The sequence below is a fragment of the Spirosoma flavus genome (assembly GCF_054778555.1).
The window spans coordinates 402,561-428,253 of record NZ_BAAGZL010000004.1 but is presented as its reverse complement, the minus strand read 5'-3'; the positions used below and the strand labels follow the sequence as shown (position 1 = coordinate 428,253).

At 49.7% G+C, this 25,693-nt stretch carries 22 protein-coding genes and 1 tRNA gene; 12 read left to right on the top strand and 11 right to left on the bottom strand.

Annotation, left to right across the window (positions count from 1 at the left end):
- Positions 1 to 226: 226 nt before the first annotated feature.
- Positions 227 to 913 (bottom strand): response regulator transcription factor, encoded by a 687-nt coding sequence (locus ACYVF1_RS22135; protein ID WP_461082943.1) that lies wholly within the window; start codon positions 911 to 913, stop codon positions 227 to 229.
- A complete protein-coding gene (locus ACYVF1_RS22130) occupies positions 913 to 2,379 on the bottom strand; it encodes a sensor histidine kinase (RefSeq protein ID WP_461082941.1) in 1,467 nt (488 codons plus the stop codon). The genes ACYVF1_RS22135 and ACYVF1_RS22130 overlap by 1 nt, the downstream gene beginning before the upstream one ends.
- Before the next feature lie 116 nt (positions 2,380 to 2,495).
- Between ACYVF1_RS22130 and ACYVF1_RS22125 the strand changes: the two genes are divergently transcribed.
- The 4 genes from ACYVF1_RS22125 to ACYVF1_RS22110 all read left to right on the top strand — a co-directional run bounded on the left by ACYVF1_RS22125 (position 2,496) and on the right by ACYVF1_RS22110 (position 7,138).
- The gene (locus tag ACYVF1_RS22125; RefSeq protein ID WP_461082939.1) at positions 2,496 to 3,215 is read left to right on the top strand and encodes a hypothetical protein; all 720 of its coding nucleotides are present in this window, start codon (positions 2,496 to 2,498) and stop codon (positions 3,213 to 3,215) included.
- Positions 3,216 to 3,480: 265 nt separating this feature from the next.
- Complete coding sequence (locus ACYVF1_RS22120) at positions 3,481 to 5,907, top strand: hybrid sensor histidine kinase/response regulator (protein ID WP_461082937.1); 2,427 nt, start codon at positions 3,481 to 3,483, stop codon at positions 5,905 to 5,907.
- 21 nt (positions 5,908 to 5,928) lie between these two features.
- Entirely contained in the window at positions 5,929 to 6,147 is a 219-nt protein-coding gene (locus tag ACYVF1_RS22115; protein WP_461082935.1) for a response regulator transcription factor, read from the top strand.
- A gap of 406 nt (positions 6,148 to 6,553) precedes the next feature.
- Positions 6,554 to 7,138 (top strand): hypothetical protein, encoded by a 585-nt coding sequence (locus tag ACYVF1_RS22110; RefSeq protein ID WP_461082933.1) that lies wholly within the window; start codon positions 6,554 to 6,556, stop codon positions 7,136 to 7,138.
- A 245-nt stretch (positions 7,139 to 7,383) separates the two neighbouring features.
- Here ACYVF1_RS22110 and ACYVF1_RS22105 read toward each other — a convergent pair.
- Positions 7,384 to 7,457, bottom strand: a tRNA-Ile gene (locus ACYVF1_RS22105).
- A gap of 126 nt (positions 7,458 to 7,583) precedes the next feature.
- On the opposite strand from ACYVF1_RS22105, the gene ACYVF1_RS22100 reads away from it, so the two are divergent.
- From ACYVF1_RS22100 to ACYVF1_RS22080, 5 genes are all read left to right on the top strand, one after another.
- Positions 7,584 to 8,879: an HD domain-containing protein gene (locus ACYVF1_RS22100; RefSeq protein WP_461082931.1), complete on the top strand. Its 1,296-nt coding sequence runs from the start codon at positions 7,584 to 7,586 to the stop codon at positions 8,877 to 8,879.
- A gap of 121 nt (positions 8,880 to 9,000) precedes the next feature.
- On the top strand, positions 9,001 to 10,029 hold the full coding sequence (lpxD, locus tag ACYVF1_RS22095; protein ID WP_461082929.1) for a UDP-3-O-(3-hydroxymyristoyl)glucosamine N-acyltransferase: 1,029 nt from the start codon (positions 9,001 to 9,003) through the stop codon (positions 10,027 to 10,029).
- A 39-nt stretch (positions 10,030 to 10,068) separates the two neighbouring features.
- The gene (locus tag ACYVF1_RS22090) at positions 10,069 to 11,463 is read left to right on the top strand and encodes a bifunctional UDP-3-O-[3-hydroxymyristoyl] N-acetylglucosamine deacetylase/3-hydroxyacyl-ACP dehydratase (RefSeq protein ID WP_461082927.1); all 1,395 of its coding nucleotides are present in this window, start codon (positions 10,069 to 10,071) and stop codon (positions 11,461 to 11,463) included.
- Between the two features lie 63 nt (positions 11,464 to 11,526).
- Positions 11,527 to 12,321 carry an acyl-ACP--UDP-N-acetylglucosamine O-acyltransferase gene (gene lpxA, locus ACYVF1_RS22085; protein WP_461082925.1) on the top strand — a complete coding sequence of 265 codons (795 nt, stop codon included), beginning with the start codon at positions 11,527 to 11,529 and terminating at the stop codon, positions 12,319 to 12,321.
- Between the two features lie 78 nt (positions 12,322 to 12,399).
- Complete coding sequence (locus ACYVF1_RS22080) at positions 12,400 to 13,017, top strand: ABC transporter ATP-binding protein (RefSeq protein WP_461082923.1); 618 nt, start codon at positions 12,400 to 12,402, stop codon at positions 13,015 to 13,017.
- A 7-nt stretch (positions 13,018 to 13,024) separates the two neighbouring features.
- Here ACYVF1_RS22080 and ACYVF1_RS22075 read toward each other — a convergent pair whose 3' ends face one another.
- The 5 genes from ACYVF1_RS22075 to ACYVF1_RS22055 all read right to left on the bottom strand — a co-directional run bounded on the left by ACYVF1_RS22075 (position 13,025) and on the right by ACYVF1_RS22055 (position 18,708).
- Complete coding sequence (locus ACYVF1_RS22075) at positions 13,025 to 14,653, bottom strand: CehA/McbA family metallohydrolase (protein WP_461082921.1); 1,629 nt, start codon at positions 14,651 to 14,653, stop codon at positions 13,025 to 13,027.
- Between the two features lie 27 nt (positions 14,654 to 14,680).
- Positions 14,681 to 15,091 carry an HNH endonuclease gene (locus ACYVF1_RS22070; protein ID WP_461082919.1) on the bottom strand — a complete coding sequence of 137 codons (411 nt, stop codon included), beginning with the start codon at positions 15,089 to 15,091 and terminating at the stop codon, positions 14,681 to 14,683.
- Entirely contained in the window at positions 15,088 to 15,324 is a 237-nt protein-coding gene (locus ACYVF1_RS22065) for a hypothetical protein (protein ID WP_461082917.1), read from the bottom strand. The genes ACYVF1_RS22070 and ACYVF1_RS22065 overlap by 4 nt, the downstream gene beginning before the upstream one ends.
- A 51-nt stretch (positions 15,325 to 15,375) precedes the next feature.
- Positions 15,376 to 17,883, bottom strand: a complete 2,508-nt coding sequence (locus ACYVF1_RS22060) for an ABC transporter permease (RefSeq protein ID WP_461083569.1) — start codon at positions 17,881 to 17,883, stop codon at positions 15,376 to 15,378.
- Between the two features lie 141 nt (positions 17,884 to 18,024).
- Positions 18,025 to 18,708, bottom strand: a complete 684-nt coding sequence (locus ACYVF1_RS22055; RefSeq protein WP_461082915.1) for an ABC transporter ATP-binding protein — start codon at positions 18,706 to 18,708, stop codon at positions 18,025 to 18,027.
- 141 nt (positions 18,709 to 18,849) lie between these two features.
- Here ACYVF1_RS22055 and ACYVF1_RS22050 point away from each other — a divergent pair, with 141 nt between their 5' ends.
- From ACYVF1_RS22050 to ACYVF1_RS22040, 3 genes are all read left to right on the top strand, one after another.
- The gene (locus ACYVF1_RS22050; RefSeq protein ID WP_461082913.1) at positions 18,850 to 19,560 is read left to right on the top strand and encodes an arylesterase; all 711 of its coding nucleotides are present in this window, start codon (positions 18,850 to 18,852) and stop codon (positions 19,558 to 19,560) included.
- An 85-nt stretch (positions 19,561 to 19,645) separates the two neighbouring features.
- Entirely contained in the window at positions 19,646 to 20,554 is a 909-nt protein-coding gene (locus ACYVF1_RS22045; RefSeq protein WP_461082911.1) for a ChaN family lipoprotein, read from the top strand.
- Positions 20,555 to 20,633: 79 nt separating this feature from the next.
- The gene (locus ACYVF1_RS22040; RefSeq protein ID WP_461082909.1) at positions 20,634 to 21,398 is read left to right on the top strand and encodes an SDR family NAD(P)-dependent oxidoreductase; all 765 of its coding nucleotides are present in this window, start codon (positions 20,634 to 20,636) and stop codon (positions 21,396 to 21,398) included.
- 58 nt (positions 21,399 to 21,456) lie between these two features.
- Here the strand turns inward: ACYVF1_RS22040 and ACYVF1_RS22035 are convergent, their stop codons facing one another.
- The 3 genes from ACYVF1_RS22035 to ACYVF1_RS22025 form a co-directional block, all read right to left on the bottom strand.
- Positions 21,457 to 21,930: a VOC family protein gene (locus ACYVF1_RS22035; protein ID WP_461082907.1), complete on the bottom strand. Its 474-nt coding sequence runs from the start codon at positions 21,928 to 21,930 to the stop codon at positions 21,457 to 21,459.
- 194 nt (positions 21,931 to 22,124) lie between these two features.
- The gene (locus tag ACYVF1_RS22030) at positions 22,125 to 24,656 is read right to left on the bottom strand and encodes a sodium:solute symporter family protein (protein WP_461082905.1); all 2,532 of its coding nucleotides are present in this window, start codon (positions 24,654 to 24,656) and stop codon (positions 22,125 to 22,127) included.
- A gap of 52 nt (positions 24,657 to 24,708) precedes the next feature.
- Entirely contained in the window at positions 24,709 to 25,680 is a 972-nt protein-coding gene (locus ACYVF1_RS22025) for a dihydrodipicolinate synthase family protein (protein ID WP_461082903.1), read from the bottom strand.
- Positions 25,681 to 25,693: the final 13 nt, after the last annotated feature.

Below are 25,693 nucleotides of genomic sequence, written 5' to 3'. Positions count from 1 at the left end.
CCCGGTAGAAGAACGAGATTTATGTTTGCGGTGCTACAACAGCCCTTGTCGTCGCCGTCATCTTTAAGCTATACTGAAGTCATCTATGAATCAATAAATGATACGTTGTTTTGTGATCGGACTGCCAAAGTGGATGGCAATTTGAGTAGAATTTTCTGCTAGTAGCCGCTATCTCATTGAAACGGACATTTTAAAAGATGGCCGAGACACTAGTTTAGTAGTCTGATCAACAAACCAACCGAAAACCAACCCCTCTCAGCGTTAGAATCTCAACGGTGGGGTCTTCCTTCAAGTACTTGCGTAGTTTGGTGATAAACACATCCAACGTACGCCCCTGGAAATAACTGTCATCGCCCCACAAGCTCAGCAAGATGTGACGACGCTCTAAAACTTGGTTTTGATGGGCATACAGCATTTGGAGCAGTTGGGTTTCTCGGTAAGACAGGCGGATGACCGGCTGATCGCCTAGTTGCAACGTTTGTTGGTGAACCATAAACGTATAGTGGCCAATGGAGTAAGCGCCTGCTAGCCTCGAAGCCGAGGGCTGGCTACGTTTGAGCAATTCATTTATCCGTAGAAATAACTCTTCCAGACTAAACGGTTTTTTTAAATAATCATTTCCACCACTTCGGTAGCCTTCTATTAGATCGTTGGTGGCCGTGCGAGCCGTTAGAAACAGGATGGGTACCGCTTGATCTATCTGGCGAATTTGCTGCACTAACGTATACCCATCGGTGATGGGCAGCATCACATCGACAATACAGAGTGCGTATCGATGGGTACAAAACAGATCAAAGGCCTGTTGGCCATCCCCAACATGAGTGACTTGGTAGTGACGCTGCTCCAGGCTATCGACAACCACTTGAGCCAGAAAAGGCTCATCTTCTATTAAGAGAATATGAACTGGCTCCATCAGTGTAAAGGAAGACGAATCCAAAATAAACTACCCTGGGGCTCATTGGCTTCCGCCCGGATCGACCCACCATGTTGCGTCAGGATTTGCCGCACGTAACTTAAGCCTAAGCCATAGCCTTTCACATCATGAACATTACCGCGGGGTATACGAAAGAAGGGTTCGAATATTTGAGTTCGATATTCGACTGGTATTCCGATGCCGTTGTCGGCAAAACTAATGTCAACCCATCGGTTTTTAGCCGTTAGACGGATGTCGAGCTGGGGATGAGCTGATCTGTACTTAACGGCGTTGTCTAACACATTCGTAAATACCGCCAACAAACTGTTCGTTAGCCCCTTCGCCAATACCGGCTTGCCTGGCGGCTGATACGTTATCCAAGTATCTGGAAGAGTGTGGCGGAGAGAATGCTCCTGGATCGCCTGCTCCAGGAGCTGGCCTATGTTGACCACCTGCCAGGGCTCGTTGGGTAAGGTGGTTCGCCGATTGGCGTTTAAGATTTGCGTGGTTAATCCTGTTAATTTATCCGCCTGGTAGGTGATGATATCTAAATACTTTTTTTGAACCTGGGGCGGATGGCTAAAGGATTTAAGGGCTTCGGCTGTAATCTTGATGGAGGTGAGTGGCGTATTGAGTTCATGGCTCATGTTGTTAATAAAATTATCCTTGAGCTGAGTTAATTTCTGTTGGGAGAGCAAGGTCTTGGCAGTATAGCCAAAGCAGAACAGGCTAATGGCAACGAGCAAAAATGTACTTAGAATAACCCATCTCATGGTTTTGACAAAGTAGCTGGCTGGAGGCTCAAAACGAGCCCGTACCCACTCCTTGACGTAGGGTTTCCGAAAAGAAGTAGCTACCGGCTGGGTCCAATAACCAGCCCCCCCACGACGGGTGGGAGTTAACAAAAACTTGGCGTCAATCCCTTTGGCGATGAGTAGGTCCCGGTAAATGCGATCTAGTTCACTCAATCGGACATGACTCTGCTCAAAGGCTATCTTTAAGCGATCGCCTAGCCGTTGGGTATAATAGTAAATCATGCCCTCCTGCAAATCCTGGCGAACCCGCCGATCCGCAAAGTGATTAATTACCATCGTTTTGAGGGCGGGACTTACGCGCGTCAATTTGGGCTTGAGATCACCAATACCAAACGTAAAACCTGAACTACCGGTAAACTTGGGATACCGATCATTGATGTGGAAGACGGTATTACTATCCCGGTTATTGATATCACACGTAATTTGAATCAACGCCGTATCGGCTAGCCATTGCTTCATTTGGTCAATTAATTTCTGACGACGCTGGGCCATTTCTAGCTCTACAGCCTGCGTAAGGGTTTGATTAATGTCATGCTGGAAGGATTGAACAGTGGCTCGATAGTTTTGGTAATTCCAGAATAACTGCAACCCAATGATGCCCCCAATACAAAGGGCCATCAGCGTTAGGATCAGATTTACCGGCTGTTTCATAGGTGAAGATAATTCATTTCGGGTGGGCTCAACTGCGCCTTAACCTTAATTAACCCAGCTTAACGGGGCTTAACTCAGAAAGTGCGTTTTTTACTCGTGGTTTGTCAAAAAAAGACATGACAACACGACTCAAAGGCCATCCAAAGGTAGCGGCCCGAATGCCATCGGTTGCTGACAGCCCCTGGACAGCGTTTTTTTTTCCTTCCTGTATCTTTTCAATCCGATTAAGCCTAGTTCTGGTCCTGGTTAGTAGCCTTCCTTTTTGGGCAACTGCTCAACGCACGGATAGCACGGTCGTGAAAGCTGTCTTTGGCTCAACCAATCCTGAACTACAGGCCCTGATGTCTTTCATCGGTGTCGAGAAACATCATTTCGAACTGAATGATCCTAGTCTGAAGAGTAAGTACTTTCAGTTAACGTATCAGGAATATCGAAACGGAGTGGCTCAGCCCGAAGTCCCTCTCACCAGCCGCAAGGATTTTTTTCAACTTGACGCCGACGGTAAGCTGGCTTTTGATGTCTATGCGCGGGCGGTAGATGCCACGACGCTGAACGCTTTATTCCGGTTTGCCCGAGTGGGTCTGCCCAAGCAGTTCCAGGCAGAGCCGGGGCAAGCTGGTCAGTATAGTTTTCGAACGGATATTCTCCCATATCGTCAGGGGCAGGCGAAAATTCCGGTCGGAAAAAAGTTTACGTTTCTAGTCTATACCTTGCCCTATGAAAAGGATGGGTATTTGCAATACTGTGCCTTGGCTCAGAGTCAAGTACCTATTGGAGAATGGTACAAGCGATTTGGCGTCAAACATTTTGTGGCGTATCAGCTGCTGATTGAGTAACTACCGTTTAGCCTATCCAGCTTTCGTTACTATATGTTGCCTATCGATAATTGCCTATATTGATAGGCAACATTGTCTCATAAAATGCTCCCACGTGAGACGATAGAGCGATCATACTTATACTCCGTAAATGGGGCTTTAGAGGCATCTACATTACCTATTCATCGGCAACATTTGATTCCAATAAGTCTGTTCGCTAATCAAGTAGAGTAGGGCTTAACTTTACGGCTAGCTTTTGGTTTACTAAGATCATATTTCTTTGGCCATGGCTCCAACCGACCCCAAACAGAACGCATCGCCTGATGCGTTCGCTTCTGCTTATGCCACCGCCTTTGCTAAAATGGACCAAGGCTTCTGCTTACTCGAAAAAGTAGATACCCCAGCCCATCAGCGCCTTGATTTTCGCTATCAAATGGTTAATCCCGCCTTTGAAAGCCACTCTGGCTTAACCAACGTAATCGGCAAAACCATTCGGGAAGTTATACCACAGATCGAAGAAAGCACCATGGCCCTCTATGAGCAGGTGGCTCTGACCGGGCAGTCTACTCAATTTCAGACCTATGTCGCCCAGCTAGAGCTGTGGATCGAGGCCAATGTCTTTCAAATCAGTCAACACCCGGCTCAAATCGCGGTCCTGTTCACCAATATCACCGAGCGCAAACGGATCGAGGAAGCTCAGCAAGTCTCCGAAGTGAAATACCGTACCTTGTTTGATACCATGGAGCAGGGTTTTGGCATCGGCCAGATACTGCCCGCCAACGAGTCGGCCGGGGCGCCCATGGACTACCAATGGCTGGAAGTCAACCCCCAGTTTGAGCGACTGACGGGTCTGGCCCGTACCGACGTGCTTAGCCAGACGACGCGTCAGCTCATACCCGGCTTAGAGGAAACCTGGTATGAGGGCTATGGCCATGTGGCCGCCACGGGCGAGACGGTTAGCTTCGAAGCCTTCTCGCCCGTGCTGGGTCGCTGGTTTGAGGTGTACGTTTTTGCCTTGGGCTCACCAGCCAGCCGACGGGTAGGAGTGCTGTTTAGCAATACCACTGAACGCAAACAGCAGCAAAAACGGCAGGTGCTTCTGCTTAAACTGACTGATGCCATCAGACCCTTAACCGCTTCGGTGGATATTATGACCACGGTGAGTGAACTGGTTGGCCAGTATTACGAGGTGGATCGATGTGGGTTTGCCGATGTTCCTCCACCTTATGACCAGCTGGTGATTAACCGGGACTGGACCAGCGGGGTGATGCCAAGTCGGCAAGGAATCTATTCGCTTTCGGATTTGGGCGATGAGCTTTTTCGATACTCCCGTTCAGGACAAACGATGGTGGTGGACGATGCAGGTGACCATGAGCGAAACCAGCCGCCAGAAGCCGGATCTACTGGGACAGCAACGAGCCGCTCCAGGATCTGGATTCCCTTGCTGAAAGAAGGCCAGTGGGTAGCTTCGTTCTTCGTGGAGGATAGCCAGAGCCGTTCCTGGACCCAAGCTGAAGTAGGGCTGCTGGAGGAAATCGCTGAGCGCAGCTGGGCGGCCGTGGAACGAGCCAGAGCCGAAGAAGCGCTGAAGGACGAATATCGGCGTAAAGATGAATTTCTGGCCATGCTGGGTCATGAGTTGCGCAATCCTCTGGCAGCCATTACCAATACCTTGCTGGTACTGGATCTTACCAGGGGACAGGATGAAAGTATGCCCTATGCCAAAGGCATTCAGATCCTGACTCGCCATAGCCAGCATTTGAATCGGATGGTCGATGATCTGCTGGACATGAGCCGTATCCGCCAGGGCATTGTGCGACTCCAGTGGAAGATGGTCAATCTGGGCCAATTGCTTCAACTAACCATAGAGGCCGCTCAACCCCTGTATCGAGATCAGCAGCGACACCTGAGTCTATCCCTGCCAGCTGCTCCCATTTACGTTAAGGGAGACGAAGCCCGGCTGGCCCAGGTGGTGACGAATCTGTTGACCAACGGAGCCAAATATACCGATCCAGATGGTAAGGTGTGGGTGAGTCTGGAGCAGGCCAAAGACCAGGCCATCATTCGGGTCCAGGATACGGGCATTGGACTGACCAGCCAGGAGCAAACCAGCATCTTCGAGGTGTTCGTTCAGGGAGCCACCAGTCTGGACCGGCCACATGGGGGGCTAGGGTTGGGCTTAGCCGTGGTCAAACACCTGGTCGAACAGCATGGGGGCCAGATACAGGCGCTGAGCGCAGGACTCGGTCAGGGCAGCGCGTTTGTTATCCGCTTGCCGATCCTCAACGACGTAGCGGACACGGTTCCCATTCACCGGGACGATCAGTTACCCATCTCGGGCCGCGTGCTGGTGGTGGATGATAACGTCGACTCTGCCGATATGACGGCTCGGTTATTGCGATCCAAAGGGTTTGAAGTCTATACCCGCTATACTGGCGCTCAGGGGCTGGCCGGGGCGGAAAGCTTGAGGCCGGACGCACTGCTGTTGGACATTGGCATGCCCTATCTGGATGGCTACGAAGTTTGCTGCCAGATCCGGGCTCAACCCTGGGGGCAACAGATGGCGATCCTGGCCTTAACGGGCTACGGCATGGAAACCGACCAGCAAAAAGCGGCTCAGGCGGGCTTTGATGGTCATCTGTTGAAACCGGTCAATATAGCTACGATGGCACAAGAAGTCACCCAGGCCATTCATCATAAGAAATCGCAATAAACCACGCCACAACCTAGCTAGATGAAATCTATTTTTTTGGTTGACAACGAAGCTGACTTCGTCTTTATAACCCGAATACTCTTACAGCGCTCAGGGTATGCGGTCAGTGCCTACTATGATGGCCCCAGTGTGCTGGCAGCCACCCGAGAGCAACAACCGGAGGCCATCCTGCTGGATATTGGCATGCCGCCCATAGATGGCTATGAAGTATGTCGAAGGATGCGTGCTCAGCCCTGGTGAGAACAGATAGCCATACTGGCGCTGACAGGTTATGGCCGTGCGGAGGATGTCGCGACCGCGATGGAAGTGGGCTTTGATGCCCATTTGCTCAAACCGGTGAGTTTGGATGAGCTGCTGACTACACTGGCCAGTTGTATAGCAAAACGTTGCGGTGAGTCTAGCTAATGCGGTACTGGAGGCCAAACGGACTTTGTTACCAACAGCCACCACTATCTACTTTATCTCATTGAACGCTTCCAGCGAGAGACGAAGGGTAATTCATGTATCGGCATCTTGATTAGGACGGTTTGTGAAACGGTAACTAGCCTGAAGTTTGGTGCTTTAGTTAACAAACTACCACTTACCTAGCACACAATTACAACTTTACACTAGAAAATCGAATCCGTACTGTAAACCACTTTCCGTTATGAAATTCAATCCTCTTACGTCCGTCATGCTTTTTTTATGGTTTAGTCAGTGCTCTCCTGATTATGGCTCTACACCCAAAGTCAACGCTGATCAGGCTAGCATTGAGCTTCAGAATGAGCTACGGCCTAAGCTTGTAGGCCAGTGGGCGCTGCCACGTGTGAACCTGAAGTACCAAGATTATAACGTTTTCCAAAAGCAACTTAAGATAAGCAAGGATACCTCCTTTAGTGATTTGGCTACCATAACCATTATTCCGACAACTCAGCCTCGGACATCGCCAAGGGATAAGCGTGTAGGAGAATATGATGGGACGATTCGGTTTAGAAATAAAACCTATCCCATTCAATTTGATTTACTGGCTTACTCGGACTGGGTTTACAGCCAGAAAGGACCTCAAGGTACCTTTTTGCTGATGTATAAATTTCCAATAGGTAGTCATATACCCGAAGATGAAGAGACATTTTTAGAGAATATAGGCTTGGTTGGCGACAATTTCATTCTGGAGTTAACCAGCGATCCGGGAAAGATGATATGGCGAGGATTAAACCGAGGACTCGACCGAATTGAGCTGACAAAATTGTAGTAGTGTATTCGATTTTAGCTTTCAGATGCATAGCTGTAGTGCTGTTTTTTCTAATTAGCATAAATTGAGTTGTAAACTATTTCTACAAAAATCAATCAGCTAGGTAGCCTAGTTTACCACTAATCAACTAGTTAAAAAACAATGTGTTTGTAGCTGGCCGCATTCCAAAGCTTTTTATCCAAGTTGTATTGCAACCGGCATAAAAAAAGCACTTAACATTTCTGCTAAGTGCTTGATAATGAACGTGGGCCAGGTAGGGCTCGAACCTACGACTTACTGATTATGAGTCAGGCACTCTAACCGACTGAGTTACAAGCCCATTGTCGATCGATAGATCGAATTCGACGGGCAAATTTACGAATTTTTTGGCAGTACAAACAGTATTCACCCGATTTTAAAACAATACGTCTGCAATCCTGCGTTTAGGTCTGGTATCTTTGTGCAGATGACATCGTCAAATAAGAAGAAAATTCTGAACGACCCGGTATACGGGTTCATCACCATTCCGACCGAACTCCTCTTCGATTTGGTCGAACACCCTTACTTTCAGCGACTCCGACGTATCAAACAACTGGGTTTGTCGGAATATGTGTACCCTGGTGCGCTGCACACTCGCTTTCACCACGCGCTCGGCGCGATGCACCTGATGGGGCAGGCCATGAGTACGTTACAAAGTAAGGGCCATATCATTAGTTCCGACGAGTGCGAAGCCGCTCAGATCGCCATTCTGCTGCACGATATCGGTCATGGGCCGTTTTCACACGTACTGGAGTGCTGCCTGCTCGACAACGTACCGCACGAGCAGATTTCGCTCATGCTTATGCACGACCTTAATCAGCAGTTTGGCGGAGCCTTATCGCTGGCCATCAGCATGTTCGATGGTACGTATCACCGGCCGTTTTTCCACCAGCTGGTGTCGAGTCAGCTGGATATGGACCGAATGGATTACCTCAATCGCGACGGCTATTATACGGGTGTAGCCGAAGGCGCCATCGGGGCCGAACGTATCATTAAAATGCTTGATCTGGTCGATGACCAGCTGGTCGTAGAAGCGAAGGGCATTCTGAGCGTTGAAAACTTCCTGAACGCCCGGCGGCTGATGTACTGGCAGGTTTACCTGCACAAAACGTCGATCTGTTGCGAGTCGATGCTGATTCAGATACTACGTCGGGCGCGGTTTTTGGTTCGGCAATCCGAGTCAGTCCAAGCCGGATCAATTCAGACAGAGCCAATTCAGGCCGAGTCGGTTTATGCACCTGATACGTTCCGGCTGTTTTTGCTGGAAAGTGTTTCACTCGCTCAGTTTCAGACCAATCGGACGTACCTGGATGCGTTTACCAGACTCGATGATTTCGATATCTGGTCGTGCATTAAGCAGTGGTCGCTTCACCCCGATCTGATTCTTTCGACGCTATGCCGGATGCTCCTCGATCGGAAATTATTTAAAATCATGCTCTCGACGGAGCCGTTTGCCGATGAGCTGGTAAAAGAGTTGGAAAAACAGCTACGTAGCGCCGGCCTGGACGACGAAATGCTATCTTATTTTCTGATTGAAGGGCAGGCAACTAACGCGGCCTATCTGCCCTCGGGCGACCGAATCGCTATTAAACTCAAAGGAGGCAAGGTTATCGACGTAGCCGATGCGTCGGATCTATCGAATATCCACGTACTGACTAACATCGTTCGCCGGTACTACGTCTGCTGGGCAAAAGACCTGACTTTGGGCAACAACTCCCTATAGTCATCTGTTTTTTCTTGGCCGAATTCGGAGCGATAGTATACGAAAAGTGCAATTTGTTAGTTACCTTAGCGGCCCAATCGCTTACGAAAAAAAGACGTTTTGCGATGGTCGTCATACGTATATGAAGTTTACAGTCAAGCAGATTGCAACACTGCTGGGGGGCGAAGTAGCCGGAAATGATACACTGGCAATCACTGGATTAGCCAAAATCGAAGAAGGGCGCCCCGGCGATATTTCGTTTCTGTCAAATCTAAAGTATGAACCCCATCTCTATACCACGCAGGCTTCGGCGGTGATTGTCGACCGTTCGTTCGAGCCAAAAAAGCCTGTTGATTCTGCCCTGATTTTTGTTGATAATTCCTATTCGGCCTTCACCCGGCTTCTGGAAGAATACCACAAACAATTGCTTTTTGCCCGGATGGGGGTTGAACAGCCGTCTTATCTGGGCGAGGGCACTGAAATTGGTGAACAGAATTACCGGGGTGCGTTTTCGCACATTGGTCGAAACTGCCGAATTGGGCATAATGTCAAGATTTATCCACAGGCTTATGTGGGTAACAACGTGCAGATTGGGGACAATACCATTATTCACCCCGGCGTACGTATTCTCGACAACTGCATTATCGGAAAAAACTGCGTCGTTCACCCAAACGCCGTAATTGGCAGCGAAGGATTTGGCTTTGCACCCCAGCCCGACGGTACGTATAAAACCATTCCGCAGTTGGGCAATGTCATTCTGGAAGACTTCGTGAATGTTGGTTCAAATACAACCATCGACTGCGCTACGATGGGGTCTACTATAATCCGGCAAGGGGTAAAACTAGATAACCTGATTCAGGTTGGCCATAACGTAGAAATTGGCAAAAATACGGTCGTGGCCGCGCAGACGGGCATTTCGGGCTCAACAAAAATCGGCGAAAACTGTGTTATTGCAGGACAGGTCGGTTTTGCGGGGCATTTGACGATTGCCAACGGTACCAAAGTTGGAGCCCAGTCGGGCGTTGGAAAAAGCGTAGACAAAGAAGGGACATCGATTAATAGTTCTCCCGCTTTTGGCCTCAAAGAAAGTATGCGTTCGCTGGCCGTTTTCCGACGTTTGCCATCACTGGAGCAACGCCTGACCGATTTAGAAAAGAAAAATGAAAAATAGTTATCAGTTTGCCCATCGTAAACTGACAACTGATAAAGAATGAATACCAAACAACAGACAATTCAGAAGGCCGTTTCGGTATCGGGAGTAGGATTACACACGGGTGTTCAGGCAACGATGACTTTTTTGCCTGCCCCTACCAATCATGGCTATAAATTTCAGCGTGTCGACTTACCGGGTCAACCCATCGTCGATGCTGATGTGGATAACGTAGTAGACCTCTCGCGGGGAACGACGATCGAGCAAAGTGGCGCCCGGATTCACACAGTAGAGCACACACTGGCTGCTCTTGTAGGGTTACAACTCGATAACATTCTGATTCAATTAGATGGACCGGAACCGCCAATTATGGACGGTTCGTCGATACAGTTTATCGATGCGCTACGTGACGCCGGTATCGAAGAACAGAACGCTACCCGGAATTATTTCGAGGTCAATGAATACGTTCACTACCGGAATGCGGAGAAAGATATCGAAATGGCCGCGTTGCCATTGAATGATTACCGGCTCACGGTGATGGTTGATTATAACTCGCGGGTTATCAGCAGTCAGCACGCATCGCTGAACGATATCAGCCAGTTTCCCGATCAGATTGCCAGCAGCCGGACGTTTGTCTTCCTGCACGATCTCGAAACGCTTTACAAACAGAACCTGATTAAAGGGGGCGACCTGACCAATGCTATCGTAATTGTGGACCGCGATGTGCAGGATGGTGAACTTGACTATCTGGCTGATTTGCTCAAAAAGCCCAAAGTGAGCGTTAATAAGCAGGATGGTATTCTGAACAATATCAAGCTGCACCACCCGAACGAGATGGCGCGCCACAAACTGCTCGACGTAGTGGGCGATTTGGCGCTGATTGGCCGACCCATCAAAGCGCAGATTCTGGCCGCCCGGCCGGGTCATGCCGCCAACGTAGCGTTTGCTAAAAAGATCAAAAAGCTCATTCAGAAAAATGCGGCCAATCAGGTGCCACAGTACGACCCAACTCAGCCACCCGTACTGGACATCAATGGAATTTCGCAAATGCTGCCACACCGCTATCCGTTCCAGATGATTGATAAAATCATCGCACTGGACGAAAACAGCGTGGTGGGTATCAAGAACGTAACGATGAACGAGCCGTTTTTCCCGGGCCATTTTCCGGGGAATCCCGTTATGCCCGGCGTAATGCAGCTTGAAGCAATGGCCCAAACGGGTGGTATTCTGGTGCTTAGCACAGTTTCAGATCCCGAAAATTACTGGCCATATCTGATTGGAATCGAAAATTGCCGGTTCCGGCGCAACGTATTACCTGGCGACACCGTAATATTTCGATGTGAGTTTACGTCACCAATGAAGCGAGGCATTGTCAAAATGCAAGGTCGCGGGTACGTGGCCAACCAACTGGTCTGTGAAGCAGATATGATTGCCAGTCTGGTAAAAAAGAAATGAAGTCATAAATCGTCAGTAAACGGACACGTATCGACTGACGATTTTCGACTAACGACTAAAAAAATGATTCAACCATTAGCTTATATTCATCCTGAAGCGAAGATTGCTCAAAATGTGGTTATTGAGCCGTTTGCCATTATCCACAAAGATGTTGAGGTCGCTGAAGGAACATGGATTGGTTCGCACGCGGTTATTAATGAAGGCGCCCGCATCGGACGAAACTGCAAGATTTATCCAGGAGCCGTTATCTCATCGACTCCACAGGATTTGAAATTCAACAATGAATATACCCGGACGTTTATTGGCGATAACACGACGATACGTGAATACGCCACCATCAGCCGGGGCACGGAAGAACACTGGAAAACCGAAATCGGCAGCCATTGCCTGATCATGGCGTATGCCCACGTAGCGCACGACTGCCGCATTGGTAATCACTGCATTATCACCAATAATGTACAGATGGCCGGCCACGTTCACATGGGCGATTGGGCCATCATTGGCGGTTCGAGTTCGGTGCTTCAGTTTACCCGTATTGGTGCGCACGCCATGATTTCGGGTGGTTCGCTCGTACGTAAGGACGTACCGCCTTACACCAAAGCCGCCCGTGAGCCGCTGTCCTACACCGGTATTAATTCAATCGGATTACGTCGGCGGGGATTCGAAAACGACAAAATCAACCAGATTCAGGATGTTTACCGCTACATCTATATGCGGGGTCTGAACAATGCCGACGCCCTTACGCAGGTTGAGCTCGAATTGCCACCATCCAATGAACGCGACGATATTGTAAACTTCATCCGCAGTTCCGAACGCGGTATTATGCGCGGTCCTTCGTCGAACGGAGAGAGGGAATAATTGAGTTTAATGAATGATGGATAATGAGTAATGTCGCTTGTGAGCCCATTATTCATTATCCATTTTTGCATTATTCATATGGAAATCATTGCCAGCCAGTTAGGGAAGAAGTACCGTAAAGAGTGGATATTCCGGCGTGTCGATTTGACCCTTACTGCCGGAACCAGCTATACTTTCGTTGGTCCAAACGGCAGTGGTAAATCGACGCTATTGCAGCTACTGGCCGGAAGTCTACCCGCTACCGAAGGTCAACTCACCTATTCACGAAACGGAAGCGTGATTGAACCGGATTACTGGTTTAAACACGTTAGTTTGGCTGCGCCTTATCTGGAATTGGTGGAAGAACTAACCCTGACGGAATTGCTTGTTTTCCACCAGACCTTCAAACCGTTCAAGCAAAATCTGACACCCGACGACGTAGCAGATCGGCTGTTGCTCACCAACGCCCGACACAAAGAAATCAAGTATTTTTCGTCGGGAATGAAACAGCGCGTTAAACTCGGTCTGGCATTTTTCACAGATTCTCCCGTTGTGATTCTTGATGAACCCACGTCGAACCTCGACCGTCAGGGCGCTGCCTGGTATCAGGAACAGGTTCGCCAACTTAGTCCTAATCAACTGCTGTTAATTGGCTCGAACCAGCCCGAAGAATACGACTTCTGCCCGAACGTACTGGACGTAACGCAGTGGAAGTGAAGCGAAACTAACGTAGTAGTTTCTGACGTAGTGAACTGATAACCTTACGGATTTCGTCAATACGTGTCTTTAACCCATCCCGATAACGGCCAGCCTGTTGTTCTACGTTCGTAGCCGGTGTATCAAGAAGCTTTTCAATTTCCTGAAGGTACTGCTCACTGAGGTCGAGGTAATGCCCAGCCGTTTCCGGATTGTGAAACCCTGTCCCATCGACCATTATGTAGATAGGCGTGGTGTGAGCCGCCTGACTTGGACCCGCTGAACAACGGGCAGCAATCCACTGACCCCGTTCGAGTGGTATCGTTAATCGAAGTGACAATTGCCCGGCCGACTGCCCACTGTCGCGAGCTGTAACCCGGCCAATCACTCGCCCATGGCTGACGATTTCCAACGTATCAAGCGGAACTTGTCCCGGATGTCCGTAAGCCTGCGCCGTGATGGTAATTTCATCACCTCGTTTAAGTTTCAGGCGATCGCCCGGTATAGCCGCATTTCCTCCCGATGTTTCTGCTACGTTAAAATCAAGGATTGGCCCGCTAGACACGAACGTATGTCCCGCAGCCACCGCCGAACGCCAGTTTGACAAGCTTAAATTTTCGCCAGCTTTACCCAGATACGTATAAAATCGGGCGTTGCCGATACGTGACAAACGCTCAGGCGGACCGTGGCCGTGATCCTGCCCGCACCAGGGAAAATCGGAGCCAGCCGTAGCCGTAAGGGGAACGCCCAGATCGAGCATGTGGTAGTAATGCTCAGTGTGTAGCGGATGATCGTCTACGCAGAATTGGAGCAGTTCAAACGCATCGACTTTACCGCGTAATCCGTCGAGAATGAGACCCCTGTACCCGTGAAACGTTTCGGCCTGGTGCGCATAACCCGTAACGCCACCAAGCTCATGTACCTTATCGAAAATAGTATCGTAGTAATAATATTGTTCACGTCGACGAACACGGTCAGTAGCCCCCAGCGCAAAAGCATGACCTAAATCGGGCGTTCGTGGATCCTCCTGACCGGTAATCAGAAGGTGATTATCCTGTTTGTACGCTCCCTTCTCGCCATAGCCGTATTGCGGATAATACGTTTCCCAGAAATCACCCATACGAAGCAACGCCCCTACCCGAACGTCTTCGGCCTGCAACCAGGTCATAATGAGCGGATTTTCGCGTGGCGAACGCCGGATGTGAATGTGCCCGTCTGTTGAATACCAACCTTTAGCAGCCGTGTTTACCCAACGGCTAATCCGATACGTCCTTGAAAAATTCTTTCCCGCCGATAGAACGAGTTTGTGCGTTTGTCGGAGGTATTCATTGCCTTTTGAAAGTGTCAATTCATACGTACCAGCGGGCAAATCCAAGTGAAACTTTCCTGCTACGTAGAACGAACTATCGGGCTGAAAACCAAAGCCATCTTCGTGGTCCCAAAGGCCATACATAACAGCAACAGCTTCGGCAGGAAGTTGCGGCACCGGACGCCCGTCACGTGTCAGCCGAACGCGAACAGGCGTTGGTTTATTTGTAGAAGCATCGAGAACTGTAACAGAGAGCTGAGTTAATTGCTGAGCCTGAACTGTCAACAACGGCAAAACGACTAATACAAAAACAGATTGCAAAAGACCTTTCGACAAAGTAACAGTCATACCGATAAAGGTGATTATCTGGTAGACCTATACGTACCGACCAGCTTGAGTGAGTAATTGGCGTAAAACGATTAAATCTGGCTCATTCATCTTCAATACTTTTACAGTAGCTTGGCCAATACGGGTTTTAGGAATAATTACGCCATTATCTGCCCAAAAATGCTCTGCCCATTTTTGCATTCTCGGATTAAAGAGAACAACAATGTCGTCATACGAATCGAGAAACGTCGTCAAATCTGAACCTTTGTTGTGATTGCAGTGCGGACAGGCATAAGCAAGATTTTCTAACTCATTTCCACCGCCATGTTTCACACTGATAATATGATCAATCTCAAATCCCAAAAATAGATCATCCTCGTGTATGCGGCAGTATTCGCAACGGTGTGCAGCGCGTTGAGCAATTATGAGACGTTTTTTAGCAGAAACCGCTGATCTCATTCTGTCAGCAATACGCGGGCACGTGCTTTGGCAAGGCTAATAAATAAATCAAGAGCGAGAAAACGCTCTAATTCAATCATTTCATCTGATGTTATCACGCCGTCTTTTTTCCGGTTAACTAATTCCTCTACCCGCTTAGACATTGAAGCAGGTGCTTTCAAAGCACTTATTTTGTCGGGGGCTACTTGAGCAATACTGCTTGCTACCTCGCCGAAAGCTTCTGCAACACTCATCTGATTTGGCAATTAGTTTCTACAAATAACGCTAAAATTCACGTAGCACGCCTACCCTTCCGCCCGCAGCACATCCAGGGGTGGACGTACCAGTACGTCGCGGCTGTTGAACAAACCAATCACAATCGTCAGTATCGTAACTACGGTCGTTACCACAACCAGCGGCACTACGTCGGGGCGATACGGCACTTCGAAGACAAACTGCGCCAGTGCCCAGGTTCCCGCAATAGAGAGCAGAATACCGGAAAGAGCTGCCAGCAACCCTAGCAAACCATACTCAAGCGCTGTAATACGTAGGATCTGGCTTTGGCTGGCTCCAAGGGTACGTAGCAATACACTCTCGCGCAATCGCTGAAATTTGCTGATGACAACCGAACTGGCTAATACCAGCAATCCAGTCAGGATACTGAACAGGGCCATAAACTGAATGACAAACGAGATTTGCGCCAGAATGTCATCTATTGTTTTGAGAATCAATCCCAGATCGATGGCCGATACGTTCGGGAATTTGCTGACTAAACCCCGCTGAAGTAGCGCCGATGTTTGATTATCAGGAACGCGGGTCATCAGGACGTGAAACTGCGGGGCTTGTTCCAGAACGCCCTTCGGGAAAACAACCAGGAAATTCGTTTGTACCCGATTCCATTCAACTTCGCGCGTGCCGCCGACAATGGTCTGAATAGGAGCGCCTTGTACGTTGAAAGTCAACGTATCACCTAGTTTGAGATGCATGCGCTCCAGAAAACCGTCTTCAATCGATATGTAGATATTACCATCAGCCTGATACGGCGCTTTGCCTGATTTTAGTTTTTCCGACGAAATCAGCGAATCGCGGTACGTAACGCGGTACTCGCGCGTGAAAACCCACTTCGGTATTTTCAGCGCCGTATCCCGGACCGCTATCCCTACAGTTTTTCCGTTGATGTCGGTCAGGCTCAGACGCATCGTAACGACTGGTACTTCCTGCAAAACGGGTAATTTCTGACTATTGACTAACGATTTTACACCCGTAAGTTGCTCATTCTGAATGTCGAACAGTACCATATTAGGTTGCTTTCCACTGGCCGACAACTCAACTCGCCCAATCAACAGCCCCTGCGTTAAATACAACGTAGCAATCAGGAAAGCGCCCAGCCCGATGGACGTTACCAAAATTAGTGTCTGATTATTAGGGCGATACAGATTAGCCAGACTTTGTCGCCAGACGTAACTCCAGGAGGTTGGGAAAAAACGACGTACCAACCAGATTAATCCCAGTCCCAAGGCTGTCAGAATGCCAAAAGCGATGGTTAGTCCAGCCGTGAATCCGAGGGCCAGCATAAAATTCCCGGTTTGCCAATACGCAAAGCCGATAATAAATCCAACGACGACCAGATATACCAGCCAACGTAACGGGTCACGCCCACTTAGATCATCCTCGTATGATGTACGCAACGCACGTAACGGTGCTACGTTCCGAATGGCGAGTAGAGGTATCAGGGCGAATAATACGGAAATCAATAAACCCGTACCGATACCACCTAAAATAGCCGTTGCCGACAACGTAGTATCGACAGTTATTGGCAGAAAATTCCCGAAAACACGTGGTAAAATCAACTGTACGCTTGACCCAACTACCGCTCCTATTACAGCTCCAATCAGGCCCATAATGGCCGTTTGAAGCAGGAAAATCAGAAACGATTGCCGTCCGCTGGCACCGAGCGTACGCAGGATGGCAACGGAAGCTATTTTTTCTTTTACATACAATTGTACCGCACTGGCAACGCCCACGCAGCCCAGCAACAACGCCACAAACGCTACCAGACTCAAATATTTGGTTAGATCGGCAAAGGAGCGGCCCGTCTGGCGTTTTCGCTCGGCAATGGTATCGAAACCAATACCTTCTTTATCCAGTCGAGCCGAAATCGTTTTGACGTATTTTTCAACGTCGGTGCCGGGCGCGAACTGGTAATAATATTTGTAAGCTACCCGACTTCCGCGCTGCAACAGGCCTGTTTTTTCCAGAAACTGATTCGGAATAAACACCGTGGGCGTAACGGTAGTCGTAATGGCCGCCTGCCCCGGCGTTTTCATGACGCGTCCGGCAACCAGAAACGATAAATTTCCAACTTTTACCGAATCGCCGGGTTGAGCGCCTAACTGAACCAGCAATGCATCATCAACCAAAGCTACCTGCGTTTTTGCCTGCCGAAACGTTTGAATAGCCGATGCGGGCGTTACGTCCCAAACGCCGTAATACGGAAAATTGCCCTGCAATCCTTTCACCTGCGCCAGCCGCACACCGCCCGTTTTGGCAACCGACACCAGCGACGGAAACGAAACTTCATACGCTCTGTCGCGGCCAATACCTTTCATGAATTCCTGCGTTTTGGCCGCCGGTTGCCGCGTCCAGGATAGCGTAAGGTCGGCGCCGAGCAACTCGCGGGCCTGCTCATCGATGCTACGTGCCAGGTTATCACCAAACGAATTGATAGCTACCAGCGCGGCAATACCAAGCACGATGGCCGACATAAACAGCAACAGCCGTTGTCGACTCCGGCGGCTGTCGCGCCAGGCCATACGTAGCAGCCAACTCAAACCCGGCTTAGTGTGCAACGTAGTATTGAAACGAGGAGAATCCATTTTTAAAGAGCAGGGTTAAAGAGCGAAAGAATGAAAGAGTGAAAGAGCGAATGGCTGACGCAAGCTTTTTTTGCTCTTTCACTCATTCACTCTTTCGCTCTTTACCATCGTGCCGTTTTTGATGCGGATGATACGTTGGGTACGAGAGGCCAGTTCCATGTCGTGCGTGACCAGGACGAGGGTTGTGCCGGCTTCGCGGTTGAGTTGGAATAGTAAATCAACGACGGTGGCACTGGTATCGCCATCGAGATTACCCGTTGGTTCGTCGGCGAAGAGAAGTTTGGGACGGTTGGCAAAAGCGCGCGCCAGCGAAACCCGTTGCTGCTCACCACCCGACAATTGTGTGGGGTAATGGTGTCCTCGCTGACCCAAGCCAACCCGATCAAGCAGCGCCTGCGCGGTTTTGGCGACACCTTTTTCGCCACGAAGTTCAAGCGGCACCATTACGTTCTCAAGCGCGGTGAGTGTCGGCAGAAGTTGAAAATTCTGGAAAATGAAACCAACGTATTGATTTCGAATAGCCGCCCGCTCATCCTCGGAAAGCTCGTCCAGACGAATATCGTTCAGGTAAACACTTCCCGACGACGCCCGGTCGAGACCTGCGCACAGGCCCAGCAGGGTAGTTTTGCCACTTCCCGACGGACCAACGATGGAGAACGTATCACCGGGTTCGAGGGTGAAATTAACGCCGTGCAATACGGTCAGCTCCCGACCACCGCTGGAGTAGGTTTTGGTCAGATTTTCAACGCGCAGAATACTCATTGGAACAAAAAACGATTGACACTCATTGTCTTAAACGTAGCACTGAACCGAAAAATCGTAGGTCAGGCGAAGTTTCTTCCGATTAGCTACGTGATTCGCTGCTATTGCCGCGTTTTATTTTAACAAACCGATGTACGCTGTATGAAGTTCTGCCCGAACGCCCAAACACTCTTTTCTTTGATAAGCGGATTATTCGTCTGCTTAACGGTCTGGAACTGTGGCTCATCCGATAAAAAAACGGATTCTACTACCAGCAACGCCCCCACCAGCACAACCGCAGCGTCAGCGAATACCACCCAAAAGAAGGTTGTCCTTTTCTTTGGGAACAGTCTGGCTGCGGGATATGGTGTTGAACCAACAGAGGCTTTTCCAGCGCTGGTAGGCGAAAAGATTGATTCGGCGGGCCTGAATTATACCGTTGTCAATGCGGGTCTGAGTGGCGAAACAACGGCGGGCGGTAAAAGCCGGATTAGCTGGGTGCTACGTCAGCCCGTTTCGGTTTTTGTGCTCGAATTAGGTGGTAATGATGGCCTTCGGGGTATTCCTCTGACATCGACTCGTCAAAACCTGCAAGCCATTATGGATACGGTACGTATGAAAAGTCCTGATGCTAAAATCGTGCTGGCGGGCATGCAGATTCCACCAAATATGGGCACTACGTACACAAAAGAGTTCAGGGAATTATTCAAGGAACTGGCCGATAAAAACAAAGCTATTCTCATACCGTTTTTGCTCGAAGGTGTAGGGGGAATTCCGAAACTGAATCAGCGTGATGGCATTCACCCGACGCCAGAAGGTCACAAAATCGTGGCAAATACTGTGTGGCAGGTGCTACGTCCTGCATTGCAGTAATGTCTGGGCCAAGCTCCAGTTTGGCCGTATAGAAACGAACTATAACTACTACGTGCCAAGCTGGAGCTTGGTCCAGACTCTAACCATGCGTCTTTCCCTGCTTCTGATCTGCCTGCTGGCCTTCGGCTTTCGGTCTGATAAACCGGCGTATCGGCTGTATACTCCTCAGTTGAAAGCCACTACGTATGCCAAACTGCTACGTCAGGCGACGCAGGCCGATGTGGTGCTTTTCGGCGAATTGCACAATAACCCCATTTGCCATTGGCTTGAATTACAGTTGACGAAAGATTTGCAGGCAGCCAAAAAAGGAAATCTGGTTTTAGGAGCCGAGATGTTTGAAACCGACAATCAATCGGCGCTCAGCAATTACGTTCAGGGCCAAACGACCAGTAAGGAACTGTCTACACAGGCGCGGCTTTGGCCTAACTTCGATACAGACTACAAACCGATTGCTGATTTTGCCCGTGAACAACACATTCCATTCATTGCTACGAACGTACCCCGCAAGTACGCCCGGATCGTTTCGCGGCAGGGCCTGGCTGCGCTCGATACGATTTCCGACGATGGCAAGCGACAGATAGCTCCGCTCCCGCTCACGGTTGATCTCACCCTGCCGGGTTACAAAGCGATGATGGAGATGATGGGAGGTTCGGCACACGGCACTACACCCAATTCGTCAACAGCCAATCCACACGGGGCTACCAGCGACATGAGCGCCAATTTTGCCCGCGCCCAGGCTATAAAAGACGCTACGATGGCCCATTTTATCCTGCAAAACCTGAAAGCCGGGCAAACCATGCTGCATTTCAACGGCGATTATCACTCGAAAAACTTCGAAGGAATTGTCTGGTATCTTCGGAAACAACGCCCGAATCTGACTATTTTGACCGTCTCCTCTATCGAACTAGTTGACCTCGAGCATCCGGATTCCGATAACCGTAACCTCGCCGATTTCGTACTGGCCATTCCGGCCGATATGACCAAGACGTATTGATCGTAACGCGGACAAAACCGTTATCATGACTTTCGGGTTGTTTCGTTAAGAAAATCACTACGTAGTTGAGACTATCAGCATGATTAAGGAACTGCTGGACTTATCTGGAAAAAATGCGCTTGTTACGGGTTCGAGTCAGGGAATTGGGCGGGCTATTGCGCTGGCGCTGGCTGAATTTGGTGCCAACGTATTGATTCACAACCGAAAAGGCGATACTGAAGCAAAGAACGTAGCAGCGGAGGCTCGGAAAAAGGGCGTGACAAGTGAAGTGGTGGGAATCGATTTGTTGCAAAAAGGAGCTGTGGATAAACTCTACAAAAAAGCCACTGATGCTTTTAAATCGATCGATATTCTGGTGACGAATGCATCTGTGCAAGTACCCGAAAATTGGGACGACACTACGCCCGAAGAATTCGACCGGCAGGTTAATGCCAACTGGAAATCAACACTTTTACTCATGCAGCGTTTCGCGCCCGACATGGCAGAGCGAGGCTGGGGACGTATCTTGACCATCGGAAGCGTTCAGGAAGAAAAACCGCATCCGGCTATGATTGTATATGCAGGTACGAAAGCGGCAGTTGCTAATACCGTTCGCAATCTCGCACTGCAACTTGCGGAGAAGCACGTAACGGTCAATAATTTGTCGCCGGGTGTGATCAACACGCCCCGCATCGAAGAACCAACACCGCCCGTACCGGAACGTATCAGCGACCGGATGAATATCCCCGTGGGCTCAGCCGGTCAGCCCGAGGACGTAGCAGGTATGGCGTTGCTGCTTTGTTCTGATGCCGGTCGTTACGTTACCGGGCAGACTATTTTTGTGGATGGCGGAATGAGTTTGTAATAAACAGGATAACCCGAATGCCATTATATGCAGTAATGGCGTTCGGGTTATCGCTACGTTACTCACCATTATAAGCTGCTTCAATCGCAGTGATGTCAATTTTGCTCATTTTCATCATGGCCTGCATCACTCGTTTTGCTTTCTCCGGATCTTTATCCTGAATCCGCTTGGTCAGTAGGTTCGGAACAATTTGCCAGGATACGCCGAATTTATCTTTCAGCCAGCCACACGGCCCTTTTTCGCCCCCTTCAGAAAGCGTTTCCCAGTACGTGTCGACTTCTTCCTGCGTGTCGCAGTTGACGTAGAGCGAGATACCTTCCGAAAATTTGAAATGGGGTCCACCGTTGAGGGCCTTATATTCCTGGCCGTCGATCTGAAATTCTACCACCATCGCCGTACCGGCGGGCGCAGGCGCACCTTCGCCGTAGCGGGAAACGTTTTTGATGGAAGCATTTTTGAAGAGAGAAGTGTATAACGTAGCAGCTTCTTCGGCCTGATCGTTGAACGTCAGGAACGTAGTGATTTTTTGCATGATGTTCGCTATTATTTGTTGGTTACAGAGCAAAGGTAGCGATTGTAATCTGCGCAAAAGGCCGGTAAAAACGACAAAAACAGGGGTAATTGCGACATTACAAGGCTGCGACAGGCTCAGGCTTTCGCAGTCGCGCTAGCGACTAACTCTGTAACTACAACCGACAGCCAGAGCCTGTCGCAGCCTCTGGTACGTTAAACCGGCTCAGCTTTAATTAACTGCTTCTTCTCAGGGAATAACGAACTGAATAACAGGCCAAAAACTATACATCCCACAATACCTACGCCGGGGTACAGAAAGAAATGCACCCAACTGTTAGCCTGCACAAAATACAGCAGCACGGCACTTAACAGAAAACCGATCAGGATTCCCTGACTGTTAATTTGCTTGAAGAAAATACCAGCGATGAACATACCCGCCAGACAGCCGCCAAACATCCCCGTCAGCTTTAAATACTGATCCCAAATGGAAGCATTTTGCAAATAAACCAGTCCGATAGCAATGCCAATGCCCGCAACGCCAAGTCCTAACGTAGCGAATCGGGCAAAATTGAAACGTTGTTTATCAGACGATTGCGGGTTGAAATACTTGTAGAAATCGGTGGTCATAACGGTGGCAATTGAGTTCATGCTTGACGAAATCGTCGACATGGTTGCGGCAAATAAGCCAGCGATTACAAGACCACGCAAACCCACCGGAAGCTGCGTAGAGATGTACCAGGGAAACACATCGTCGGTACGTCCCATGGTATTTAACCCGCCCGGATTATGTCGAAAAAAGACCCAGAGCGCCGTGCCGACGCTGAAAAAAATGAGCGTTGCCGGAATGACCAGCAGAGCGTTCGTCCAGATCGATTGGCGTGCTTCGGCTTCGGTTGGCGTGGTCAGATAGCGTTGTACGACTACCTGATCGGACGAATACGTAGTGAGCTGCGACAGGAAGTTTCCGACCAATACTACCCACAAAACCGGCTCCGTAATAGCCCAGCCCTGATTGACAAGATGTAGTTTTCCGGCGTCGGCAGCTTCGCGAAACATCGAACCAAAACCGCCCGTAGCATTGGCGATAAAAAACAAACTCGCAAAAGCCCCGCCCAGCAGAATCCCGACCTGTGCCACTTCAGTCCAGACGACGGCTTCGATACCGCCCGAAATCGTGTACAGCACGGTAATCGCGCTCATCACTACGATGCAGGCCATCAGATTTAGCCCTGTGACCGTACTCAGCACCAGCGCCGGCAGATACGTAACGATACCCAACCGCCCGACCTGAAACAGGATGAACGTAAGACTTCCCAGCAGTTTGACGCGTTGGTTGAAACGTAGCGCCAGAAACTCGTAAACACTGGTAATCTTGATTTTACGGAAATACGGCAGAAACCAATACGCCACAATGGGCGCCACAACCACAATCATTACGTTGGCAAACAGATACGTCCAGTCGGTAGCGAAGGTTTTGGCAGGAATGGCAATGAATGTCAGGGCGCTGAGTTTCGAGCCGAAAATACTCAACCCAGCCGCCCACCACGGAATATTCTGACCACCCAGGAAAAAATCGTCGGTCGACGCACCCATTTTGCGTGCTACGTACGTACTGATGCCGATGACCAGGAGAAAATAAAACCCAACTACACCCCAATCCCAGCCGCCGAACGTACCGGCCTGCTGCACGGGCGAAGCCGTCAGAACTCTATTGGTACGTACGCCCGGTCTAACTTCGCCACCCGGCAACACAAGCTGGCTATTCCAGACAACGAGTGGCGTAGTAACGGGTGCCCACGTACTGCCCATCGGATTCGTGACGGCGTCGGCTTTCTTATCGGTGCTGACAGTTCCGGAAACGGTCCATGTATTTGTTAAGGTATGATACGCGAGAATATCCGTTCGAAATCCAGGGTGATTTTCTTTTAAGGTTGCGTTTTTGTCAGCATTAGCACCATCATCTCCGCCCAAAACCAGCAGATGTGTCTGGCCAGCCGCGTAAGCCGGCGATGCAGCCGCTACACTAGGGTGGGGCAGATCGGCGATACGTTGCCAGCTTTTAGCAGTTGGGTTATACGCGTAAGCATCCGTCAAATAACGACGCTTTATGGTTTTCGTTTGGACGTCCTGATAAACTTCTGTTCCACTAAATAGAAAGAATTTTCCATCCTGCGCACCGGCCACGGCCAGCATTCGTCCCGGGCCGGGCCAACCCGATAGTTTTTGCCACTGCGCATCCGGCTTTGTCAAATCCAGGCTCAGAAACAGATTTTCGGCAGTCGTGTCGGTAGGCGATTCGATGCCGCCCGCTACGTATACCGTATTGTTGAGAACGACCCCAGACGCATTCGCCATTGGTACCGGAAGCGGACGTAGCGATTTGGTTGAAATGATCCCGTTTTGATAACGTAGTACAAATACGTCGGCGTAATGGCGATCCCCATCCGCTCCGCCGATGCATAAGACGCCTTCGGGAATGGTCAGCGAGATGGCGTACCCCATTTTTCGGGGTAATTTGCCGGCTTTTTTCCAGGTACTTTCTTTGTTTTCAAGTACAAAAACATCGTCGTACCAGGTTTTGGGCGTTTTTCCCCAAGGACCAATATTGTCCGGGAAGTTCGCTCCTCCACCGACCAGCAATGCACCATTACTGACACCTGCTATTGAGCCCGCGAAGCCTACAGGATCAGGCACAGGCGGCAACTGCCCCCACGAAAATGATTGGGCGAATGCAAAGTGACTCATCAGAATTAGCCAAAAAAATGGTATGACGGAATACTTCATAAGCAATGAACGACTATTTCGACAGGCCGTTTGAATTGATTACTACGTTTGCAGGTTGCGTTCCGGAGACTGCCTGAAGCCGTTCCCAAAACCCGATGGTTTCCAGCTCCGTATAAAGCTGATCGTACTGAGTGGATGTCAGTTTGGTTAATGGTAAACGGCAGGGTCCTACGTCGTAGCCCAGCATGTGCATAATGGCTTTCTGCGCTGGAATCGCCGGATATTTGACAAAAGCACGTACCATATCGACCAGATGCGCCATACAGGTTCGGGCTTCCTCCTGATTGCCCGCTACGTAGTGCCGCTGGACTTCCAGATACAGCGGAGCCGCGAAATTATACGTACTGCCGATAGCCGCCTGAGCGCCCAGACTTAGCGCGGGCAGTAGCATTTCGTCGTAGCCAAACAGTACGTCGTAACGGCCATTTTCATAGCGGAGACAGGTTTGGTATTCCCAAAGTGTGTTCGCAGTATATTTGATACCGCGCAGGTTCGGAATACGGTTTTCACTCAGTCGCAGAAATTCAACCATATCCATTCCGATGCCTGTCAAAACCGGAATGTGGTAGTAATAAAACGGCATATTCGGTTCCGCAGACGCAATCTCAGCCATACTATCGACTAGATTCTGGACCGACGATGGCTTAAAATAAAACGCAGCTACCGAAGATGCCGCATCGGCCCCAATTGCATAGGCGTGACGCATCAGTTCCTGCGATTCGCGAATGCTGGAGTGCCCCACGTGAACCCAGATTGGCAAACGACCCGCCGACGCTTTTACGAAGGTTTCGGCTACGGTCATTCGCTCCTGCGTAGTCATGTTGGGGCCTTCGCCATTGCTGCCGCAGATGAATGCCCCGCTCAGTCCGTCGGCTACCAGCTTATCGACTAAGGTAGGAATCAGCGACAAATTGAGGGAACCGTCTTCGTGAAATGGTGTGAAAGGGGCCGCCAATAGCCCTTCTGTTTTTTGAAATGTTACCATGAACTGAGAGTGT

Coding starts and splice junctions, on each gene's coding strand:
- ACYVF1_RS22100 (WP_461082931.1), top strand. CDS start 7,584: ATGACATCGTCAAATAAGAAGAAAATTCTGAACGACCCGGTATACGGG.
- ACYVF1_RS22070 (WP_461082919.1), bottom strand. CDS start 15,091: ATGAGATCAGCGGTTTCTGCTAAAAAACGTCTCATAATTGCTCAACGC.
- ACYVF1_RS22080 (WP_461082923.1), top strand. CDS start 12,400: ATGGAAATCATTGCCAGCCAGTTAGGGAAGAAGTACCGTAAAGAGTGG.
- ACYVF1_RS22045 (WP_461082911.1), top strand. CDS start 19,646: ATGCGTCTTTCCCTGCTTCTGATCTGCCTGCTGGCCTTCGGCTTTCGG.
- ACYVF1_RS22135 (WP_461082943.1), bottom strand. CDS start 913: ATGGAGCCAGTTCATATTCTCTTAATAGAAGATGAGCCTTTTCTGGCT.
- lpxA (WP_461082925.1), top strand. CDS start 11,527: ATGATTCAACCATTAGCTTATATTCATCCTGAAGCGAAGATTGCTCAA.
- ACYVF1_RS22065 (WP_461082917.1), bottom strand. CDS start 15,324: ATGAGTGTTGCAGAAGCTTTCGGCGAGGTAGCAAGCAGTATTGCTCAA.
- ACYVF1_RS22035 (WP_461082907.1), bottom strand. CDS start 21,930: ATGCAAAAAATCACTACGTTCCTGACGTTCAACGATCAGGCCGAAGAA.
- ACYVF1_RS22090 (WP_461082927.1), top strand. CDS start 10,069: ATGAATACCAAACAACAGACAATTCAGAAGGCCGTTTCGGTATCGGGA.
- ACYVF1_RS22120 (WP_461082937.1), top strand. CDS start 3,481: ATGGCTCCAACCGACCCCAAACAGAACGCATCGCCTGATGCGTTCGCT.
- ACYVF1_RS22030 (WP_461082905.1), bottom strand. CDS start 24,656: ATGAGTCACTTTGCATTCGCCCAATCATTTTCGTGGGGGCAGTTGCCG.
- ACYVF1_RS22025 (WP_461082903.1), bottom strand. CDS start 25,680: ATGGTAACATTTCAAAAAACAGAAGGGCTATTGGCGGCCCCTTTCACA.
- ACYVF1_RS22130 (WP_461082941.1), bottom strand. CDS start 2,379: ATGAAACAGCCGGTAAATCTGATCCTAACGCTGATGGCCCTTTGTATT.
- ACYVF1_RS22110 (WP_461082933.1), top strand. CDS start 6,554: ATGAAATTCAATCCTCTTACGTCCGTCATGCTTTTTTTATGGTTTAGT.
- ACYVF1_RS22040 (WP_461082909.1), top strand. CDS start 20,634: ATGATTAAGGAACTGCTGGACTTATCTGGAAAAAATGCGCTTGTTACG.
- ACYVF1_RS22050 (WP_461082913.1), top strand. CDS start 18,850: ATGAAGTTCTGCCCGAACGCCCAAACACTCTTTTCTTTGATAAGCGGA.
- ACYVF1_RS22125 (WP_461082939.1), top strand. CDS start 2,496: ATGACAACACGACTCAAAGGCCATCCAAAGGTAGCGGCCCGAATGCCA.
- ACYVF1_RS22060 (WP_461083569.1), bottom strand. CDS start 17,883: ATGGCCTGGCGCGACAGCCGCCGGAGTCGACAACGGCTGTTGCTGTTT.
- lpxD (WP_461082929.1), top strand. CDS start 9,001: ATGAAGTTTACAGTCAAGCAGATTGCAACACTGCTGGGGGGCGAAGTA.
- ACYVF1_RS22115 (WP_461082935.1), top strand. CDS start 5,929: ATGAAATCTATTTTTTTGGTTGACAACGAAGCTGACTTCGTCTTTATA.
- ACYVF1_RS22055 (WP_461082915.1), bottom strand. CDS start 18,708: ATGAGTATTCTGCGCGTTGAAAATCTGACCAAAACCTACTCCAGCGGT.
- ACYVF1_RS22075 (WP_461082921.1), bottom strand. CDS start 14,653: ATGACTGTTACTTTGTCGAAAGGTCTTTTGCAATCTGTTTTTGTATTA.